The following is a 19,348-nucleotide window of genomic DNA, read 5'->3' on the forward strand; positions in this document are numbered from 1 at the left end:
TCCACCTGGGGCGGCGCCGTCCCAGCCACACCGGCGGCTAGCGGCGGTTGAGTCGCCGGTAGACGGGGGCCAGCTGGCGGTGCAGCTGCCGGTAGACGGCGAAGAGCTCGGTGTAGGTGGCCCGGTGGGTGGGGTCGGGCTCGAAGACCCGGTCGTTGCGCATCAGCTCGGGCAGGTCGGCGAAGTCGACCCGGCCGGTGCCGACCGCGCCGATCCAGCCCGCGCCCCGGACGTTCACCGCGAGCGGCTGGGCGTCCCGGCGGATCTCGACGCCGAGCACGTCGGCGAAGATCTGGCACCACGAGTCGGACAGGGCCCCGCCACCGGTGACCGCCATCGAGGTGACCGGCGTGCCGAGGAACCGGTCCACCGCGCCGGCCACCCAGCGGGTGTTCAGCGCCACCCCCTCGAAGACCGCCCGCAGCAGGTCCGAGCGGTTGGTGTCCAGCGAGATGTTGAAGAAGCCGGCGCGCAGGTCCGGGTCGTCGACAGGGGCCCGCTCGCCGTAGAGCCAGGGGGTGTAGAAGACGCCGTTGGCCCCCGGTGGCACCCCCGGGATGATCGCGTCGAACGCGTCGAAGATCGAACCCTCGTCGCGGTCGACGTGTCCCGCGCCGAGCAGCGGGTCGTCGTACTCCACCACCTTGTCCCGCAGCCAGGTCAGGTTCGCCCCGGCGGTGGCCTGCAGGGCGGTCATCAGGTACCGGTCGGGCACGGCGCACGGCACCGCCGCGATCCCGGCCCGTACGTCGGTCTTCTTCGTCGGCACGTGGGCGGCGATCCACGACGAGGTGCCGAGGTACAGGTGCGGTTGGCGGTCGCCGGTGGTGCCCGCGCCGACCGCCGCCGCCGAGGTGTCGACGGCACCGGCCACCACCCGTACCGACCGGGGCAGCCCCAGGTGCGCGGCGGCGGCCGGGCAGAGGGTGCCGATCACCTCGGTGCAGGCCACGATCGGGGGCAGCTTGGCCGCGTCGATGCCGCAGTCGGCGACCAGCGCCGGGGCGTAACGGATGTCGCCGGGCCGCCGGTTGTCGGTCACCCAGGAGGTCAGGATCGAGTCGACGGTGGCCACCGTACGCCCGGTCAGCTTCAGGTTGATCCAGTCCAACACGTTGAGGAAGGACGCCGTCCGCTCGTAGACCGCCGGCAGCTCGTCGCGGACGAAGAGCATGTGCGCGGCCGGGTCCTTGCCGCTCGGCGAGGGCATCCCGCCGGTGAGCCGCAGCCAGCGGGCGATCCGCCGCACCGAGAATCCCTGGTACGCCGGGAAGCCGCCGAACTGCCGACGCAGGTGCGCCGCGCCGCGCATGTCCAACCAGCTGATGCAGGGCGTCAACGGCTCGCCGGCGGCGTCCACGGCGATGGTCCCCTCGCCCTGGGTCGAGGCGCAGACCGTGTCGACCGCCCGCAGCGCGTCGGGGTGCGCCCGACCCAGGTCGGCGACGACCTGCCCGAGCGCGGTCCACCAGTCCGCCGGGTCCTGCTCCGCCCCGCCACCGGGGAGCACCCGCAGGCGCAGCGCCCGTTCCGCCCAGCCGGTGACGGTGCCGTCGGCGGCGACCAGGGCGGCCTTCATCCCCGAGGTGCCCAGGTCGATCGCGAGGACCTGCGGTGCCGTACCGCCCACCGGATCAGACCCCTTCGACCAGCGCGAACACCCGGTCGAACCGGGCGAGGGCGTCGTCGATGACCTCGTCGGTGTCGGCCATCGAGGTGTACATCCGGGAACCGGCCAGGGTGATGATGCCGTGTGCGGCGTACGCCGCGCTCATCTGCTCCATCAACCGCTTGCGGGCCTTGTTCTCCCGAAGCAGCTTCACCGGGTTGCGCATGTCCAGCAGCATGACCCCGCTGCACTCCAGGTGGACGATGGACCCCTGGTTGTACGCCACGTACGGCAGGCCGTAGGAGTCGATCAGCCGTTGCAGGCCCCGGGTCAGCCGGTCACCGGCCCGCCCGGCGATCACCGGGGCGTTGGTCCGGGCCATCTCCTCGATGGCGAAGTAGCCGGCCGCGCAGGAGAGCGGATTGGCCGACAACGTCCCGCCTACCTGGATGTGCGCCCCGCTCTTGCCGTCCAGCCCGGAGCCGAAGACCGCCATCACGTCGGCCCGACCGCCCACCCCGCCGGCCATCGGGTAGCCGCCGGAGACCGCCTTGCCCAGCACGGTCAGGTCGGGGGTGACGCCGAAGTACCCGGCCGCCCCGCCGAGCCCGAGCCGGAAGCCGGTGACCACCTCGTCGAAGATCAGCAGTGCGCCGAACTCGTCGCAGAGCTGCCGGACCCGGGCGTTGAAGTCGCGCGGCACCGGCCGGGTGCCGGACTCCGGGCCGACCGGCTCGACGATGACCGCCGCCGTGCCGCCCCGGGCCCGGTTCTCGATCAGTTTGCGCCGCAGCTGACCCAGGTCGTGCGGGAAGGCCTCCCGGGTCCGGCTGGTCGCCCCGAACGGGATGCCCTTGGCGTTCATCCGGTACGTGCCGGGCACCCGCAGCCCGTACACCATCGTGTCCGACCAGCCGTGGTACGCCCCACCGACCTTGATCACCATCTTCTTGCCGGTGAAGGCGCGGGCCCCGCGTACGGCGGCCATCACCGCCTCGGTGCCCGAGCCCAGCGAGCGGTACATCTCCACGTGCGGCAGGTACCGGTGGATGATCTCGGCGAGCTTGAGTTCGTACTCGTGGAACATGCCGGTCACCGGCCCGGACTCGCGGACCACCTCGGCGACCCGCTCGTTCACCGGGGCGTAGTTGCTGCCCAGGATCGTCGGCCCACCGGCCTGCAGGAAGTCGATGTAGGTGTTGCCGTCCCGGTCGACCAGGTACGCCCCGTCGGCCCGCTCGATGGCCAGCGGAAACGGATAGTTGAAGGCCAGGTTGTGCTGGACGCCGCCGGGGATGCGGCGCTTGGCGCGATCGGTGATCGCCCGGCTGGCCCGGCAGCGGGTGGTGAAGTAGTCGAGCACGTCGAGCTGCGCGTCGTGGCGCAGCCCGCGTACCGGCTGGGCGACCAGCGCCTTGAGCCGCCGCATGACGTCCGGCACGTCGGGATACTCGCTGATGGCGTACCCGAGCCGGGCGGCCTCCGCACCCCCGGCCGCCGCGGTCCCGACGGCCTCGCCCGCGGCGGTCCCGGCTGCCTGCTGATCGCCTCCGGCGATCTCGGTGGCCTGGTGATCGCCGGTGGCGATCTCGGCGGCTTTGGCGTCGGCGCTGGGCAGGGGCTCGTCGGCGGGTACCCGTACCGGCTCGACCGCCTCGGTGAGCTGTGCGGCGATCCGCTTCTCGTCCGCCCGCAGCTTGCCGAAGGCGATCTCGCGGATCGCGGCCGGGATGGTGTGCACCCGGCCGGACTCGGTGGTCAGCGCGAGCAGGTAGGCGATGGAGACCTTCTCCAACAGTGCCATGTTGAACACCGCCCGGTCGCCGTCGGTGCCCAGGGCGACGATCCCGTGGTTGGCGATGATGAAGGCGTTGTCCCCGCCGGCGACCTTCTTCTGCACGTTGCGGGCCAGCAGCCCGGTGCCCGACGGCGCGTAGTCGATGATCGCGACCTGCCGGCCCAGGAACCGTACCTGCTCGTCGCTGAGCGCCGGGATCGGCTTGCGGAGCACCGCCAGCGCCGAGGCGTACGGCTGGTGGGTGTGCACGATCGCGTTGACGTCCGGCCGCTGCCGGTAGATGTTGGCGTGCATGCCGCACTCGATCGACGGCTTCAGCGCGACGTCGGAGCCGTCGGGCACGTGCCGGCCGGCGAAGTCGACGATGCAGACGTCCTCCACCCGCATCCGGTCGTAGTCGTAGTTGCTCGGGGTCACCGCGTACAGCCGGTGGCCGGGCACCCGGACCGAGACGTTGCCCTCGGTCGCCTTGAGGTAACCCCGGTCGAGCATCGTCCGGCACATGTCGACGACGTGCTGGCGGGATGTGCGGTGCTGCACGGGGGACGCTCCTCGCTCGGTCGGCCACGGGCCCGGGTGGGTCGCTGCCCGGTGGGTCCATGGTCGCGCGGACGCGGGTGCGGAGCACCGTCCCCGGGGCAGCGACATTCGCCGCCGAAATTGTCACCGCGTGACAAAATCGGCGGATGAGTCCGTCGGCGACCCCCTGGCGGGACCTACCCGTGGACCTGGCCGTCGCGATGCGTCCCCGGCTGGCCGCGACGGTGGGGGCGGTCGCGGTGGCCGCCGCCGGGGCGACGCCGGCCTTCGCCGCCATCTCCGACGCCAAGTTCGAGCGGGACGTGCGGACCGCCGTCCAGGTCGCCCTGGACCGCTTCCTCGATCTGGTCGGCACCGACGAGCCGGCGCTGCCGCCGGGCATCCGCGAGGTCTTCGTCGGGCTGGGCGCCGCCGAGGCCCGCGAGGACCGGGGGCCGGAGGCGCTGCTGGCCGCGCTGCGGATGGCGGCGCGCTCGATGCTCCGGATGACCTCCGAGGCGCTGGCCCGGTTGCGGCCCGTCGACAGCGGTGAGCTGATCGACCTCGCCGACGCGATCACCGCGTACGTCGACGAGCTGGCCGCCGCGAGCACCGACGGGTACGCCCTACAGGTGCGGGAACAGGCAGGTGAGGGCGACCGGCGTCGGCGGCACCTGGCCGAGCTGCTGCTCAGCGGCAACGCCCTGCCCGGCGCCGTGGAGACCGCGGCGGCCCGGATCGGCTGGCCCGACCTCGACGAGGTGGTACCGGTGCTGCTGCCGGCGGAGCAGGCCCGCGACGCCCGGTTCCGGCACGGCACCCACGGTCTGGTGGTCGAACGGGTCCACGACGCGGTGCTGCTGCTGCGGGCCGGCCCCTGGGCCACCCGGGCCGCGCTGACCGAGGCCCTGGCCGGGCGCGCGGCGGTGGTGGGACCCACCCTCGCCTGGTCCCGGGTGCCGGCGGCGGTACGCCTCGCGGAACTCACCACCGGCCTGAGTGGGTCTGGCCGCGAGCTGACCGCCGGCCTGGCTGATCCCGGCGCCGGGCCGGTCTTCGTCGACGATCATCTGGTCGACCTGGCGTTGCGGGGCGAGCCGGGAGCGTTGGCGCTGCTCACCGACCGCCGGCTGGCGCCGCTGGCCGCTCTCCGCCCGGTGCAGCGGGAGAGCCTGCTGGTCACCCTGGACGGTTGGCTGCGGCACTGGGGGTCGCGGACCGAGGTGGCCACCGAGCTCTTCGTCCACCCGCAGACGGTCAGCTACCGGCTCCGGCGCCTGCGTGACCTGTACGGCGACGACCTCGACGACCCGGCCATCCGCTTCGAACTGCTGCTGGTCCTGCGGGCCCGTACGGTCGGCCGCTGAGGGCCGCCGCCCCGCCCGACGAGCAGGGCCCCGCGAGCGACCCCGGCAACGGTGCGTATTCCGCCACCGACCGATAGATTGGCGTTGGTCGATTACCGGGAGGTGCGTGCGATGCGGATACGGTCGATGCTGGTGGCGGCGCTGGCGGCAGGCGTCGTGGTGAGCGGGTTCGGTGCCGGTGCGCTGGCCGGGGTGGCCGATCCCGATCCGCCCCCGGTGGCCGTGGCGGCGGTCGGTGACTTCGACCTGACCCGCCCGCAGGTGGTCGCCACCGGGCTGACGGTGCCCTGGGGCATGGACTTCCTGCCCGACGGCAGCGCCCTGGTGGCGTTGCGCAACTCCGGGCAGGTCCAGCGGGTCCGCCCCGGACAGGCCCCGGAGCAGGTGGCCCAGATCTCCGGGGTGGCCGCCGCTGGCGAGGGCGGCCTGCTCGGCCTCGCGGTCTCCCCGACGTACGCCCAGGACAGCTACGTCTACGTCTACCTGACCACCGCCACGGACAACCGGATCGTCCGGTTCCGGCTCGCCTCGCCGCAGACCCAGCAGCCGGTCCTCACCGGGCTGGCCCGGTCCACCATCCACAACGGCGGCCGGATCGCCTTCGGGCCCGACGGCATGCTCTACGCCGGGGTCGGCGACGCCGGACAGACCGCCACCGCCCAGGATCCGGCCAGCCGCAACGGCAAGATCCTGCGGCTGCGCCCGGACGGCTCGGTCCCGTCGGACAACCCCACCCCCGGCTCGCTCGTCTACAGCCTCGGCCACCGCAACGTGCAGGGGCTGACCTGGGACGCCCAGGGCCGGCTGTACGCCAGCGAGTTCGGGCAGAACACCTGGGACGAGGTGAACCTGATCGTCGCCGGCGGCAACTACGGCTGGCCGACGGTGGAGGGGCGGGGCAACGACCCCCGGTTCCGGGACCCGCTCGTCGTCTGGTCGACCGCGCAGTCCTCGCCCAGTGGCGCGGCGGTCGCCGGCAACCGGCTCTACGTGGCCGCCCTGCGTGGCACCCGGCTGTGGAACGTGCCGCTGACCGGCGACGGTGGCGTCGGCACCCCGGTCGCCGAACTGGTCGGCACGTACGGGCGGTTGCGCACCGTCGAGTACGGCCCGGACGGCTGGCTCTGGGTGGCCACCAGCAACCGGGACGGGCGCGGCTCACCGGCGGCGACCGACGACCGGATCCTGCGTTTCCCGCCCCGCGACACCACGCCGCCGCCCACCACCACGCCGCCCACCACCACGCCGCCGACGCCACCACCCACCACGCCACCACCGACCACCCAGCCGGGTGCCTGTGAGGTCTCCTGGGCGGCCAACCAGTGGACCGGCGGGTTCACCGCCGAGGTGCGGATCACCAACCGGGGCGCGGCCCGGAACGGCTGGACGTTGACCTGGTCCTTCGCCGCCGACCAGCGGGTCACCAACGCCTGGAACGCGCAGGTGACCCAGGCCGGCGCCACCGTCACCGCCCGCAACGTGTCCTGGAACGGCACCCTGCCGCAGGGTGGTACGGCCAGCTTCGGCCTGCAGGGCACCTTCGGCACGGGCAACCCGCCCCCGGACGGGTTCCGACTCGACGGGACACTCTGCCAGCGACTCGGCTAGCACCGGGGGGTACCCCACGGCGGTGCGATCATCGCGACGGTCAACGCCGCCGCGACTGCGGTGCGATCGATTCTCCCGCATGCAGGATCGCGCCGCAGCCGTTCGGCCCGCTCGGCGCCGACGATCGTGGTACCGGCTGTGAAGAGCCGACCGCTGTGGGTGATCTCACGGCTCAGGCGTCGAGCGCGTCCAGGTCGAGCTGGTGCAGCCGGTCCGGGTCGGAGAGGACGTCGATGGCGACGATCCGCCCGCCGGTGACGGTGAATCCCATGACCGACAGCGGTCCGCGCGGGGTGGTGGCGATGATCCCGGCGGCCCCGTTGATCAAGGCCGGCCGGGCGAACTGGGACAGCCGTCCGAAGAGGATCGCCTGGCCGGCCACGGTCGGGGCGCCGGCGATGACCACGGAACCGGAGCCCCGTGCCCCACCGTCGGCCCGTAGCACCACGTCGGGGTCGAGCACGGCCACGAGCGCGTCGAAGTCACCGTGGCGGGCCGCGGCGAAGAAGGCGTCGACGACCCGCCGCTGCCGGCCGAGATCGGGGTCGGGCACCGGCGCCTGCCCCTGCACCCGCCGTCGGGCCCGGCTGGCGAGCTGCCGGGTGGCCGCCGGTGACCGTTCGATCAGATCGGCGATCTCCTCGAAGGGTACGGCGAACATGTCGTGCAGCACGAAGGCCAGCCGCTCGGCCGGGGTCAGCGTCTCCAGCACCACCAGGATGGCCAGCCCGACCGAGTTGGCTAGCACCGCCTCGTGCTCGGGGTCCCCACCGGACTCCTGGCTGATGATCGGCTCGGGCATCCGGAGGTCCAGGGGTTCCTCGCGCCGCTGCTCGCGGGAGCGCAGCATGTTCAGGCACACCCGGGCCACCACCGTGGTGAGCCAACCACCGATGTTCTCCACGGTGCCGCCGTCGGTCCGCCGTAGTCGCAACCAGGCGTCCTGAACGGCGTCGTCGGCCTCGCTGACCGAGCCGAGCATCCGGTACGCCACCGCCCGCAGTCTGCCCCGGTGCTCCTCGAACTGCTCGGTCAACCACTCCTGTTCGTCCACCGGTCACATTCCTTCCGCGTGGCGTGTCATAGCAGTAGACCCCACAGACCCTGTACGTGTGACCGGACGCCCGTCCGGCCCGAGCGGATCCGGAGACGCAATGAGATCACCCGTCCGGCGGATCGGCGGTACGGATGTGTCGGGCCGTTCCACCGCGACGGTGCCGATCGGGCGGGGCGACCGGCTCGTGGGTGGACTGGACCGAACCGGGTGGCCGAGCTGGCCGGTCCGACCGGAGCGGTCGGCTCCGTCCCTGCGGTGGGAGGCGGTGTCCGATATGGCGTGACCCACCGTACGACGGTGTCCCACAGTCTCCCGCCGGTCGTCCGATCGGCGGGTGGGGTCGACCGGTTGCCGGTTCCGAATGGGCGGGTCGCCCCGGTGTCGTGACATTCGTCGACCGGCCCGGCGGGGCCCAACTCCTTATCACACCGCGTAGGCCATATCCGTCCGGGTGTCGGTTCCGGCCGTACCTCGATGTCGCCCGTGGCCGGATCCGGTGTGCCCGACTCCGGGTGGCCGCACAAAAACCGTCGGGTGTGGAATGTCGTTGCCCCGGGGTCCGATGCGTGGGCCCGAGCGCGCCATGCCCGGAGTGGGATCCGAGTCGACCGGGTGCGTACCGGGCCCGGTGAGCCGATCATGTGACGGGCGAGCGAAATACCCTCTCGACGTGCCTTTACCGAACGTCGCGGGTGCCGTCACGTAGTGAATCGAGGCGTTGCCCGATGTGATCGGCAGGTCGCTTCGGCTTGTCGGTCGAGCGGCGGCCCACCCGGGATGGAACGGTCTTTGGCGGGTTGCCTGGTTGGCTTCTTCCCGCCGGGGTGACATCCCACTCCGGACGACTCGCGTCGCGTCGCACTCGGCCTGTCGAGGTGCGTCCGGATTGATCCGACCGGTGCCCGATTGTTGCCCGGTTGATCCGACGGAAACCCGAACCCGGGCGTTGACCAGGCAGGACGCGGCTCTGTGCCGGAGCGTGTGCCCGGCGGGGAACCGTCGGTTCGTCCCACGCCGGAGGGCGCTTTCCGGCTTCTCCGCCCCCGGTCCACCCGATCGGCCGTCCAGCGGTGCGACCGTTCTTCCGGTTGGCCCGGAGCTCGGCCGACGGGTGTGGACCATCATGCGTGGATGAGCGGTCGGCGGCACTGTGGAAAGCGCCGCCGACGAAACCGGTCCGATCTTCCGGGATCGAATCGAGGTCGATTCGACCGGGTTCCGATCGCTGATCCCACCGTGCGGCGGACTACCTTTTCGAATGAGGCACAGTTGTTTCGTGGCGGCGTGGAAAAACCCCATGATGCCGATTGCTCGATCCGGTCACGGGTCGCCTGGGAAATGATTCGTCCGGAAACCGACGGCACATTCCAACTTCCTGTTCCGGTTTTGTCCCGGGTTTCCGGAGAGGGGTTTTCTGTGGTGGGAAGGCATCCGTTTCCGATGGTGAACAGATACGTTTAAGATGGCAGTTTGAAGGTGTGGGGAATGTCTCTGTGCCGCGCCGACGGTAATTGCTCGGGTGTCGTCATGGTCAGGCCGGCCGGCGCGGCCGCCGGACGGGCCGTGGTGGGGTTCCGCCGGCGGCGCACGTGCTGGTGAGGCGGCTCGGTCACGCGACCGGAGGCCGCGGCCGAGTGGTGCGGTCGGGCGAGCTGGCGGGCCGAATCGGCTACTCGCCGGAAACTTGTCGCCATTCTGCCGGGGGTTGCGGCCGTACGGTAAAGGGCTCCGGCTGTCGGGCAGTTGACGACCGTGGCCGAACAGGGCCAAATCGTGCAAAGTGGAGACTGTCGATCAAGATCAATTAAGTGCTGGACCGGGTTTAGGCAGGCCATCCGTTTTGTGGGGTGGTCGGGTCCGATCGTCATTTCGGATGAAGGGCTCAATGTGCCCGTGTCGGTCCGATCCCCGGTTACCCCTTGCTGCAGAAAGGTCGTTACGTCAAGATGAAGCGGTGCAGGAGATAGATCGCCTTATCTGGCCACCCGGGGGGTCGGCGGCCAGCGGGGCCTCTGCACGGTGTGTGCGGCTTCGGGTCGAGGACAGGGAATTGGGGGGATGCAAAGATGCCACCGTATCGATGATTGACCGAGATTTGACACGCCGTTGTCCGAATGGGGCGGCTGCGGCGATTGACGGTCCATCACGGGGCCGCCCGGCGGCGACGCAGCCGGTCCGGGCGGACAGATCAGGGCACCGCGGTCGTGGTGTCGACCGGCCGTGGGGCGGCCGGTCACGGTGACAGCGGCGTCGCCGGGGGACCGGTCGACGCCTGTGCACACCGACGTCGCCGGATGAGAGCGGTCGACGCTCGACGACCGTCCGGGCCGGGCCCGGGGCGGCGGGAGCGCGACGGGCACACCGAAACGGGGGTTTCGGCTCAGCCGGCGCGACGTCGATGCGATTGGGGGAGTGGTGTCGTCAGCATTCTTGGACAGCCGGGCAGGTCCCCGGTCGAACCTCCACCGGCCGGTGTGGACGGCAGATCGTCCGCACCGGCCCTGACCGGCGACGTCACACCGACGTCGCCGGATGATCGACGCGTGCCGACGGGACAGCGGCATGACGACCTCGGCTGCCGACCGGACGCGGTGACTCCACCGCGCCCGATCCGGTGACCGTTCGATCCGACCGGCCGGCGTGCCCTGATCCCTGGGCGACGCCGCGCCGACACGTGAGGTATCGACTTTTCACCAGCACGGTGCAGGGGGCTATCCGTGACCAAGGTTCTCATCGTGGAAGACGAAAGCTCAATTGCCGAAGCCCTGGTGTTCATCCTGCGTAACGAGGGCTTCACCCCGGCGGTGGCCTCGGGGGGGCCACAGGCCATCGAGGAGTTCGACCGCAACGGCGCCGACATCGTCCTGCTCGACCTCGGACTGCCGGGGATGAGCGGGACGGAGGTCTGCCGACAGTTGCGCCACCGGTCGTCGGTGCCGGTGGTGATCCTCAGCGCCCGCGACTCGGAGATCGACCGGGTGGTCGGCTTCGAGGTGGGCGCGGACGACTACGTGACCAAGCCCTACTCGGCGCGCGAGCTGATGCTGAGGATCAGGGCGATCCTGCGTCGGGGCGGGACACCGGCGGCCGAGCCGGAGCCGGTCTGTGAGGTGCTGACCGGCGGGCCGGTACGGATGGACGTGATCCGGCACGTGGTCACCGTCGACGGCACCGAGGTACACGTGCCGTTGAAGGAGTTCGAGCTGCTGGAGTACCTGTTGCGCAACCCCGGCCGGGTGCTCACCCGCAGCCAGCTGATCAACCGGATCTGGGGTCGGGACTACTTCGGCGACACCAAGACCCTCGACGTGCACGTACGACGGCTGCGTTCGAAGATCGAGAAGGATCCCAGCGCACCCCGACACGTCGTCAATGTCAGAGGTCTCGGGTTCAAGTTCAACGCCTGAGGGGGTACGGGCCGCGCGGGTCACCGCGCGGCCCGTACCACCGTGGTCAGCGCGCGGCCGTGCCGGCGGCGATGCTCGACCAGTGCCACTGGGAGTCGAAGGCGTTCACGGTGAGGTCGGTACCGTCGGCGACCAACCTCGCGGCCGCACTGGTCGCCGCGGCTACGAAGCCCGACAACCGGTGCGCGACCAGCAGGTCCTGCTCGGTGAAGGGCGGCCCCTCACAGCGCAGCAGCCGCACGTCGACGAAGCCGGCGAAGCGCCGACCCAGGATCTCGACCGGTTGCGGGCTGCGGATGCTGAACCGCACCCGGGCCGCCAGGTGCCCGTGGTGGTGCTGATCGGAGAAGTGGGCGATGTCCGGTATCGCGGGCGGCACGAAGTGGTCCCGGGCGGCCACCTCCGGCACCTTGGGCAGGTTGCCCGCGATGAAGTGCCACGAGTTGTACTGCATCCGGGCCGACATCGCCCAGGCGGCGTCGGCGAGCTGGGCCGGGGAGCCGTCGAAGTGCCGACGTGCCTCGGCGGCGGGCACCACACAGCAGAAGAACTCCGGCAGCTCCCAGTCGGTGATGCGCGCCCAGTCGTTCTCCCGCAACGCCCGGATCAGCTCGGGCAACGAGCGCATCCCCCGACTCATCGCGAAGTCGACCTCGAACACAGTGGTGGCCGCGGACGCGGTCTCGTACACCAGGGACTCCAGGCCGGTCGCGAACTCACCGTGCGGCTTGGCCAACCACGACGGGTCGGCCGCCACCGCCCGTCCCAGCGCGGCCAGGTCCGCACCGGCCACCGGCAGCCGCTCCCGCAGCCGGGCGGCGAGCGCCTCCTCGCGCTCGCGGACCGTCGGCGGCCGGGGGCCGGCGACGCGCTCGATCTTGTGCATCAACGCGCCGTGGATCTCCCGGTAGAGCTGGACGTCCGGCCCGAACCCGGTGCGCCGCCGCCGCAGCGCGTCGGCGAGCGTCAACAGCTCGTCGACCCGGGCCGCGCCGGCCGGTCCCACTGGTTCGCCACCCGGGACGGCGGCGTACCGGACGCGGGTGCGCTCCAGCAGCTCCGCGACGTGGTCGAGGGTGAGCTGGGTGCTGTTGGCCTCCTCGATACGGGCGAAACCCGCCGAGCGCACCAGCACCGTCAGACAGACCACCAGCACCGCGTCGTTGTCCGACCAGAGTGCCAGCGGTACGCCGGTGAGCGCGCTCAACGCGCAGTCCGGGTGGCCGGGCCAGAGGGTCTTGCCGGTGAGCGTGTTCTGCTCCCGGAAGTTCGTGTAGCGCCGGTTCTCCTGGTAGAGCACGAACGGCGCGGTCCGCTGCGCCGCCTCCTTGAGCAGTTCGAGCAGCTCGTCGCGGCCGGTGGGGCCGGCCGCCGCCAACCACGCCCGGCAGTCCCGCACGCTGTCGGCGTAGCGCGCCCGGGCCGGCGGCAGCCGGTCGTGGTAGTCGTCCAGCGCCCGTCGTGACCACGGCACCCGCAGCACGCCGCCGACCAGGTCCGCCTCGTCGGCCAGCGGTGGCCCGGACGGCACCCGGAGCAGGACCCGACCACCGGTGGTCAGACCGAGCTCACCGAGAAACGCCGGCGGCCCCTCGGCCGGCTCGTCGGCGGCGACCGTTCCGGCCCGCCAGGAACGGTCGAACAGCACCGCCAGGGCCACCTCGTCGGCTACCCGGAGCGCCCGCAGCTGCACGTCGGCCGGGATCCGGCCGCCGAGGGTCAACAGGGTCTGCACCGCCTCCGGCAGCGGTTGCGCGGTGGCCGCCTGCCAGACCCCGGCGAGCAGACCGGGAAAGCCCGCGGTCGGGTCGAAGGCCCGGTCCGGGGTGTCGGCCTTGCCACCGGGCGTGCCCAGCCGGCTGGGCCGGCGGCTGAGCCGGGCCCGGGCGTTCGCCGCCCGCCGGGAGCTGTCCCTCGGCTCCTGCGGCGGGCTCACGGGGTGCCCTCGGCGGTGAGGTCGGCCAACGCCCACAGGTCGCCGCCGGTCGGTGACCAGTCCTCGTCGACGTAGATGCAGTCCACCGGGCAGACCAGGACGCAGGCCGGGCAGCCGGAGCAGAGCTCCGGGACGATAATCACGTCCAGCCCCCGGTCGAAGATCGCACCGAACTCGGGTGGACAACTGCGCAGGCAGGAGTCGCAGGTGATGCACTCCGAGCGTTCTATCCGGCGCGGCGGTTTCTTCCAGTCGGCGTTCCTGGACCGGCTCGTGATCCGCTCCGACCGCGCCTTCACGGCCGCTGGCGGAGCATTCTTCTGCGGCATTCTCACTCCCAGCCTTCGGCTCCGTCGAGCCATGTCGTCGACAGTGGTGGTGGTGGACCGGTGCGGGCGCCGGATCAGTACACCGGGAAGTACTCGCGGTGCTCCCATTCGGTGACCTGGTCGCCGGTCGGCGCGGCGGTGGCGCACCAGGTCTCGTACCGGGTCGCCTCGCTCTCCTTGAGCTTGGCCAGGCAGAGCGCGAGCGGCTCGCCGAGCAACCGGGGCACGTGCGGGCTGGCCCGGAAGGCGGTCAGCGCCTCCCGCAGCGAGTGCGGCAGCTCCTCGGTGCCGCCGGCCGCCGGTTCGCCGAGTCGACCCTCGATCCCGTCCAGGCCGGCGGCGAGCTGCGCCGAGATGGCCAGGTACGGGTTGGCGCAGGGCTCACCCACCCGGTTCTCCACGTGGGTGGTGCCGCCGGCGCCGAGCACCCGCAGCATGGCGCTGCGGTGCTCGTACCGCCAGCCGATCCGGGTGGGCGAGAGGGTGTGGTCGGCGGCGAGCCGCCGGTACCCGTTGACCGTCGGCACCGACAGCAGGCAGTAGTCGCGGGCCCGGGCCAGCAGTCCCTCCACGTACGCCTTGCCCTCGGCCGACAGGCCCTCGGCGTGCTCGTCGGCGCCGAAGACGTTGCGACCGGTGGTCGTGTTGAGCACCGACTGGTGCAGGTGCCAGCCGCTGGGGTCGAAGCTGTCCAGGCCGGGCAGCGCCATGAACGAGGCGTGGTACCCCGACCGCGCGCACTCCCGTTTGGTCACCGTGCGGAACAGCAGCATGGCGTCGGCGGCGTCCAGCGCGGTGAGCGGGTCGAAGGTGGTCTCCACCTGGCCAGGACCGGACTCGTGCTCGATGGTCCGCAACGGCAGGCCCAGATCCCGCAGCACCCGGGACAACGGGTGGGTGACCGGGGCCACGGTGTCGGCGTAGGCGTCCAGGTTGAACTGGTAGCCGGCGTTGACCGCGGCCACCGTCGGTGCCGCCCCCTGGGTGCCGAACCCGTTGCCGGCGTTGCCCGCCGGCCCCGGCAGCAGCCGGGTCAGGTACCACTCGACCTCCAGGCCGATCACCGGGGCCAGGTCGCGGGCGGCGTACTGCGCGCAGACGCGGCGCAGCAGGTGCCGGCCCGACAGCGGATGCCGGGACCCGTCGCGCAGGTACTCGTCGCCGAGCACCCAGGCCACCCGCGGCCCCTCGCCGGGCAGCACCTGGAAGGTGACCGGATCCGGGACGACGACGAAGTCGCCGGCGCCGGTCAGCTCGCCGATGCCCACCCCCGGGTCGTCGGCGAGGAAGTCCACCGCGACGGCGTGCCCGGTGTCGAACAGGAACGGCCCCGGGCTGAAGTCCATCCCGTTGCGCAGCGCGCCACGGAAGACCGCCGGGGTGAGGGTCTTCGACCGGGCCAACCCGTGCGGGTCGCAGAAGACCAGCCGGACCAGGTCGACGTCGGCCAGGACGGCCTCGACCTGTTCCGCGGCGGCGTGCTGCCGGTCGTCCCACAACTGGAACTCCCGGACGAACGCCGGACGCCCCACCCCGTTGTCCGGGTAGGGCAGGGACCACTGCCGGGTGAACATCGACTCATCAACCCTTCGTCGCTGGTTCGGGGAGCGCGGGCAACGGCGACAGCAGCGCCTCGATCTGCGCGGCGGCGGCCAACAGGAGCCGGTCCCCGCCCACCGGCCCGACGAGTTGCACCCCCACCGGAAGCCCGGCGGAGGTCAGACCGACCGGCAGCGAGATCGCCGGCTGGCCGGTCATGTTGAACGGGTACGTGGCCGGCGACCAGGCCAGCCAGCGCAGCTCGGCCGGGTCGGCGGCCCAGGCCGGGGCGATGGCGTCGACGTCGAACGGCTCGATCGGCACGGTCGCCATGGCCAGCAGGTCGTAGCGGCCCCACACCGCACCGAGACCGGCCCGCAGCCGTAGCCGGGTCTCCTCGGCCCGGGACACCGCCGCGCCGGTCACCGTGCGGCCGTACCGCACGATCGCCAGCCGGCCCGGGTCGCAGAGCTCCTCGTCGGCGGCGCTGGTGCCGGCGGCGTCCGCGGCGGCCAGGGTGTCGACCAACGCCGGGTACGGGTCGTCGAAGGGCAGGTCCAGCCGTTCCAGCCGGTGTCCCAGCTCGCCGAGCACCGGGTGCAGGCGTTCGCTCACCGACCGCACCTCGTCGGCGGTGTCGGGGAACTCCAGCCAGCCCACCCGCAACCGGGACGGCTGCCGCTCCACCTCCGGCCAGGCCACGCCGGAGTCCGGATCACCGACATCGAAGCCGGCGATGACGTCGGCGACGGCCGCCACGTCGGCCACGGTGCGCCCGATCGGGCCCAGGTGGGACAGCCGGTCGGCGCAGGGCGGCACGTAGGGGACCCGGCCGAAGGAGGGCTTGTAGCCGACCACCCCGCAGAAGGCAGCCGGAATCCGGATCGAGCCCGCCCCGTCGGTGCCGAGCGCCACGGTGCAGAGTCCGGCCGCGACCGCCGCGGCCGAGCCGCCACTGGAGCCGCCGGCGGTACGGCTGCGGTCCCAGGGGTTGCGGGTGGGCGGGGCGACCCGGCTCACCGTGCTGGCGCTCCAGCCGTACTCGCTGGTGGTGGTCTTGCCGACCACGACCGCACCGGCGGCGCGCAGCCGGGCCACGACGGGCGCGTCGACGTCGGGCCGGTCGTTGACCAGCCGCGAACCCCGGGTGGTCGGCAGGTCCGCGGTCTGGATGAGGTCCTTCACCGCCACCGTGACGCCCAGCAGCGGCCGGTCCCGCCAGGCGTCCGCCCCGGCCACCCGGATCAGCAGGTCGTTGGCCTCGGCGGCGCGCAGCGCCTCGTCCGAGGCCACCCGGAGGTACGCCCCCAGGCCGGGATCGGTGTCCCCGATCGCGCGCAGGGTCGCGGCGACCTCGTCGCGGACGGTGGACTGGTGGTCGAGGAGGAGTCTTCTCGTCTCAGCAATGCTCAGGAACGTCAACCCGCATTCCTTTCATCACTGGTCGCCATCGGCGCGAAAATCGTACGAAGTGGCCCGTGCGCAGGTCAGTCAACGTCGATGAAACTCCGATTAAACGTCCGTCCGGCGGCTCGTTAACGGGCTCGGACAAGTTCCGGTCGGACAGAAATGCGACGATTGGCGCTGCTACCATCGCTCCAGTTCGCGACGGCGTGATTATCCGCCCGGCGGAAATCGAAAGAGGTGGCCCCGAAATGATTTCCCGGTACACGTTGCCCGAGATGGCCGACCTGTTGTCCGACGACGCCCGGTACCGGACCTGGGCCCGGGTCGAGGTGCTCGCGACCGAGGCCCAGGTGCAACTCGGCCGGGTCCCCGCCGCCGCGCTCGACGACATCCGGCGGGCCCCCGCCCCCTCGGCCCGCCGGGTCGCCGACCTGGAACGCGAGCGGGACCACGAGATCCTGGCCTTCCTGGCCGCCTACTGCGAGGGCATCCCCGAGGACTCCGCCCGCTGGGTGCACCTCGGAATGACCAGCTACGACCTGGTCGACACCGCGTGGGGGTACACCCTGTCCCGCGCCACCGACCTGCTGCTGGAGGCCGCCGACCGGCTGCGCGTGGTGCTGACCCGCCGGGCCGTCGAGCACTGGGGCACCGTCTGCATCGGGCGCACCCACGGGGTGCACGCCGAACCGACCACCTTCGGGCACAAGCTCGCCTCCTTCGCCTTCGCCGTCGACCGGGGCGCGCGGCGGCTGCGGGCGGCCCGCGCCGAGGTCGCGGTGGGCACGATCTCCGGCTCGGTCGGCACGTACGCGCTGATCGACCCGTTCGTCGAGCGGTACGTCTGCGGTGAACTCGGCCTCGGCGTCGAACCCGCGCCCAGTCAGGTGGTGGCCCGGGACCGGCACGCGCAGCTGGTGCAGGCGGTGGCGACGCTCGGCGCCTGCGTCGAGCAGATCGCGGTGGAGCTGCGGCTGTTGCAGCGCACCGAGGTCCGGGAGGTCGAGGAGCCCCGCTCGATCGCCTACCAGGGGTCGAGCGCGATGCCACACAAGCGCAACCCGACCACCTGTGAACGCCTCTCCGGGCTGGCCCGGATCCTGCGCGGGTACGTCGGGGCCACATTGGAGGACGTCGCCCTCTGGCACGAGCGGGACCTGGCCCACTCGCCGGTCGAGCGGGTGGCGTTGCCCGACGCGCTCGCCGTCGGGCACTATCAGCTCACCGCCGCGGCCGATCTGGTGGAACGGCTGACCGTCTTCCCCGAGCGGATGCGGGCGGCGGTGGGCCAGACCAACGGCCTGGTCTACAGCTCGGTGGTCCTGGCCGAGCTGCTGGAGCAGGGCGTCGAGCGGGAGAAGGCGTACCGCATGGTGCAGGCCGCGGCCAACCGCACCACCGAGACCGGTGAGGACTTCCGCTCGGCGCTCAGTGGCGAGGGGTTCGACCCCGGCCCGCTGGACCCGCAGCGGTTCTTCACCCACCACGACGTGATCCTGGACCGATTGGAGTCGCTGTGACGAAGTGGAAGACCGAGCGGGTGGCCGGCACCGACCTGGACGTACGGGAGGTGCTGGCCGTCTACGCCTCGTCCGGTCTGGGTGAGCGCCGGCCGGTGGAGCAGGCCGAACGCTTCGCCGACATGGTGCGCAACGCCAACCTGGTGGTGGTGTGCCGGGCGGAGGGGGAACTGGTCGGCATCGCCCGCAGCATCTCGGACTTCTCCTACGTCACGTACCTGTCGGACATCGCGGTACGTAAGGAGCACCAGCGCGCCGGGGTCGGTCGGGCGTTGATCGAGGCCACCCGCCAGGAGGCCCCGCTGGCCAAGATCGTGCTGCTCTCGGCCCCCGCCGCCACCGAGTACTACCCGCACCTCGGGTTCACCCCGCACCACTCCGCCTGGGTGCTCAACCCCTGACCGGGGCGGCCCGGCCGGCGGGGCTCAGGCGGTGCCGGGGCCGACCAGGTTCCGGGGGTAGGTCGTCCGGGCCGAGGTGGCCTGTGCCAGGTCGATCGCCCGGGTCAGCAGCGGTTCGTGCCGGCTGGTCCGGGCCAGGACGGTGCCCTCGGGGTCGATGATCCAACTGGACCCGCCGAACTGCGGCTGGCCCGGCGGAACCGGTGCCCCGTCGGCCACCACCCGGTTGGACGACAGGCAGAACGCCCCGCTGGACACCGCCGTCGCCCGCCCCGCCACGAGCCAGTTGTCGGTCCAACCGCCCGAGGTGGCGCGGGGGGTCAGGATCAGGTTCACCCCCGCCTGCGCGGCGGTCCGGGCCCGTTCGAAGTGCCACAGCTCCGAGCAGATCGAGGCGGCGAGGACGGCGGGGCCGTAGCCGACGCCGGTCGGTGCCGGCTCGGGACCGGCGGCGAACCAGGTCGCCTCCCAGTAGCCCTCCTCGGCCGGCAGCCGGCTCTTGACGTGCAGGGCGCGGTAGCCGTCTCGGGCGGTCCAGAGGAACGCCTCGTTGTACCGCCGGCCGCCGCGCTCGACGGGCCGGCTCGACACCACCGCCGGCACCCCGAGGTCGGACAGCCGCCAGACCCCGGCGTCGTGTGCGGCCACCGCCGCCCGCCAGCGGTCCAGGGCGAAGGCCGGCTCGCCGGCCAGCCACGGCGAGAACGGCATCTCCGGCAGCAGGAGCAGGTCGGTCTCCTCGTCCCGCAGCCGCTCACCCAACTCCGACCACTGCGGGGCGTCGGCGGGGGCGTCAGCCAACTCGCAGACCGTGACCCGCATCGTCGCCTGCCCGGTCATCGGCGGACCTC

General features: G+C 72.2%; 13 protein-coding genes and 1 pseudogene. 6 read left to right on the forward strand and 8 right to left on the reverse strand.

Annotated features, from left to right (window positions below):
• Nucleotides 1-37 precede the first annotated feature (37 nt).
• Together ACN28G_RS06020 and ACN28G_RS06025 are read right to left on the reverse strand one after the other, a co-directional pair.
• Entirely contained in the window at nucleotides 38-1,630 is a 1,593-nt protein-coding gene (locus tag ACN28G_RS06020) for a xylulokinase (protein WP_091435977.1), read from the reverse strand.
• A gap of 4 nt (nucleotides 1,631-1,634) precedes the next feature.
• On the reverse strand, nucleotides 1,635-3,947 hold the full coding sequence (locus ACN28G_RS06025) for an aminotransferase class III-fold pyridoxal phosphate-dependent enzyme (RefSeq protein WP_091435980.1): 2,313 nt from the start codon (nucleotides 3,945-3,947) through the stop codon (nucleotides 1,635-1,637).
• 146 nt (nucleotides 3,948-4,093) lie between these two features.
• Between ACN28G_RS06025 and ACN28G_RS06030 the strand changes: the two genes are divergently transcribed.
• From ACN28G_RS06030 to ACN28G_RS06040, 3 genes and pseudogenes are all read left to right on the forward strand, one after another.
• Nucleotides 4,094-5,293, forward strand: coding sequence for a PucR family transcriptional regulator (locus ACN28G_RS06030; protein ID WP_421478648.1), 1,200 nt, complete (start codon nucleotides 4,094-4,096; stop codon nucleotides 5,291-5,293).
• A gap of 111 nt (nucleotides 5,294-5,404) precedes the next feature.
• A pseudogene (locus ACN28G_RS06035) lies at nucleotides 5,405-6,484 on the forward strand (PQQ-dependent sugar dehydrogenase); the annotation flags it as partial.
• Nucleotides 6,479-6,901, forward strand: coding sequence for a cellulose-binding domain-containing protein (locus ACN28G_RS06040; RefSeq protein WP_280519282.1), 423 nt, complete (start codon nucleotides 6,479-6,481; stop codon nucleotides 6,899-6,901). The pseudogene ACN28G_RS06035 and the gene ACN28G_RS06040, both read left to right, overlap by 6 nt.
• Nucleotides 6,902-7,073: 172 nt before the next feature.
• Here the strand turns inward: ACN28G_RS06040 and sigJ are convergent, their stop codons facing one another.
• Entirely contained in the window at nucleotides 7,074-7,955 is an 882-nt protein-coding gene (sigJ, locus tag ACN28G_RS06045; RefSeq protein ID WP_421478649.1) for an RNA polymerase sigma factor SigJ, read from the reverse strand.
• A gap of 2,720 nt (nucleotides 7,956-10,675) precedes the next feature.
• On the opposite strand from sigJ, the gene ACN28G_RS06050 reads away from it, so the two are divergent.
• The gene (locus ACN28G_RS06050) at nucleotides 10,676-11,365 is read left to right on the forward strand and encodes a response regulator transcription factor (RefSeq protein WP_091435987.1); all 690 of its coding nucleotides are present in this window, start codon (nucleotides 10,676-10,678) and stop codon (nucleotides 11,363-11,365) included.
• A 46-nt stretch (nucleotides 11,366-11,411) separates the two neighbouring features.
• Here the strand turns inward: ACN28G_RS06050 and ACN28G_RS06055 are convergent, their stop codons facing one another.
• From ACN28G_RS06055 to ACN28G_RS06070, 4 genes are all read right to left on the reverse strand, one after another.
• On the reverse strand, nucleotides 11,412-13,301 hold the full coding sequence (locus ACN28G_RS06055) for a hypothetical protein (protein ID WP_421478650.1): 1,890 nt from the start codon (nucleotides 13,299-13,301) through the stop codon (nucleotides 11,412-11,414).
• A complete protein-coding gene (locus tag ACN28G_RS06060; RefSeq protein WP_091435992.1) occupies nucleotides 13,298-13,630 on the reverse strand; it encodes a 4Fe-4S dicluster-binding protein in 333 nt (110 codons plus the stop codon). The genes ACN28G_RS06055 and ACN28G_RS06060 overlap by 4 nt, the downstream gene beginning before the upstream one ends.
• A 74-nt stretch (nucleotides 13,631-13,704) precedes the next feature.
• Nucleotides 13,705-15,204: a glutamine synthetase family protein gene (locus tag ACN28G_RS06065; RefSeq protein ID WP_421478651.1), complete on the reverse strand. Its 1,500-nt coding sequence runs from the start codon at nucleotides 15,202-15,204 to the stop codon at nucleotides 13,705-13,707.
• A 7-nt stretch (nucleotides 15,205-15,211) separates the two neighbouring features.
• Nucleotides 15,212-16,510, reverse strand: a complete 1,299-nt coding sequence (locus ACN28G_RS06070; RefSeq protein WP_421480865.1) for an amidase — start codon at nucleotides 16,508-16,510, stop codon at nucleotides 15,212-15,214.
• Between the two features lie 314 nt (nucleotides 16,511-16,824).
• On the opposite strand from ACN28G_RS06070, the gene purB reads away from it, so the two are divergent.
• Together purB and ACN28G_RS06080 are read left to right on the forward strand one after the other, a co-directional pair.
• Nucleotides 16,825-18,096, forward strand: a complete 1,272-nt coding sequence (gene purB, locus ACN28G_RS06075) for an adenylosuccinate lyase (RefSeq protein WP_091436001.1) — start codon at nucleotides 16,825-16,827, stop codon at nucleotides 18,094-18,096.
• Nucleotides 18,093-18,497, forward strand: coding sequence for a GNAT family N-acetyltransferase (locus ACN28G_RS06080; protein WP_217628784.1), 405 nt, complete (start codon nucleotides 18,093-18,095; stop codon nucleotides 18,495-18,497). The genes purB and ACN28G_RS06080 overlap by 4 nt, the downstream gene beginning before the upstream one ends.
• A gap of 24 nt (nucleotides 18,498-18,521) precedes the next feature.
• Here the strand turns inward: ACN28G_RS06080 and ACN28G_RS06085 are convergent, their stop codons facing one another.
• Nucleotides 18,522-19,337, reverse strand: coding sequence for a carbon-nitrogen hydrolase family protein (locus tag ACN28G_RS06085; RefSeq protein WP_091436004.1), 816 nt, complete (start codon nucleotides 19,335-19,337; stop codon nucleotides 18,522-18,524).
• Between the last annotated feature and the right edge of the window lie 11 nt (nucleotides 19,338-19,348).

The sequence above is a fragment of the Micromonospora sp. WMMA1923 genome, from assembly GCF_049179195.1.
Taxonomy (GTDB): domain Bacteria; phylum Actinomycetota; class Actinomycetes; order Mycobacteriales; family Micromonosporaceae; genus Micromonospora; species Micromonospora yangpuensis.

Bases quoted from the DNA above. Each gene is read 5' to 3' on its own strand.
- ACN28G_RS06030 (WP_421478648.1), top strand. From the start codon at position 4,094: ATGAGTCCGTCGGCGACCCCCTGGCGGGACCTACCCGTGGACCTGGCC.
- ACN28G_RS06060 (WP_091435992.1), bottom strand. From the start codon at position 13,630: ATGCCGCAGAAGAATGCTCCGCCAGCGGCCGTGAAGGCGCGGTCGGAG.
- ACN28G_RS06065 (WP_421478651.1), bottom strand. From the start codon at position 15,204: ATGTTCACCCGGCAGTGGTCCCTGCCCTACCCGGACAACGGGGTGGGG.
- purB (WP_091436001.1), top strand. From the start codon at position 16,825: ATGATTTCCCGGTACACGTTGCCCGAGATGGCCGACCTGTTGTCCGAC.
- ACN28G_RS06085 (WP_091436004.1), bottom strand. From the start codon at position 19,337: ATGACCGGGCAGGCGACGATGCGGGTCACGGTCTGCGAGTTGGCTGAC.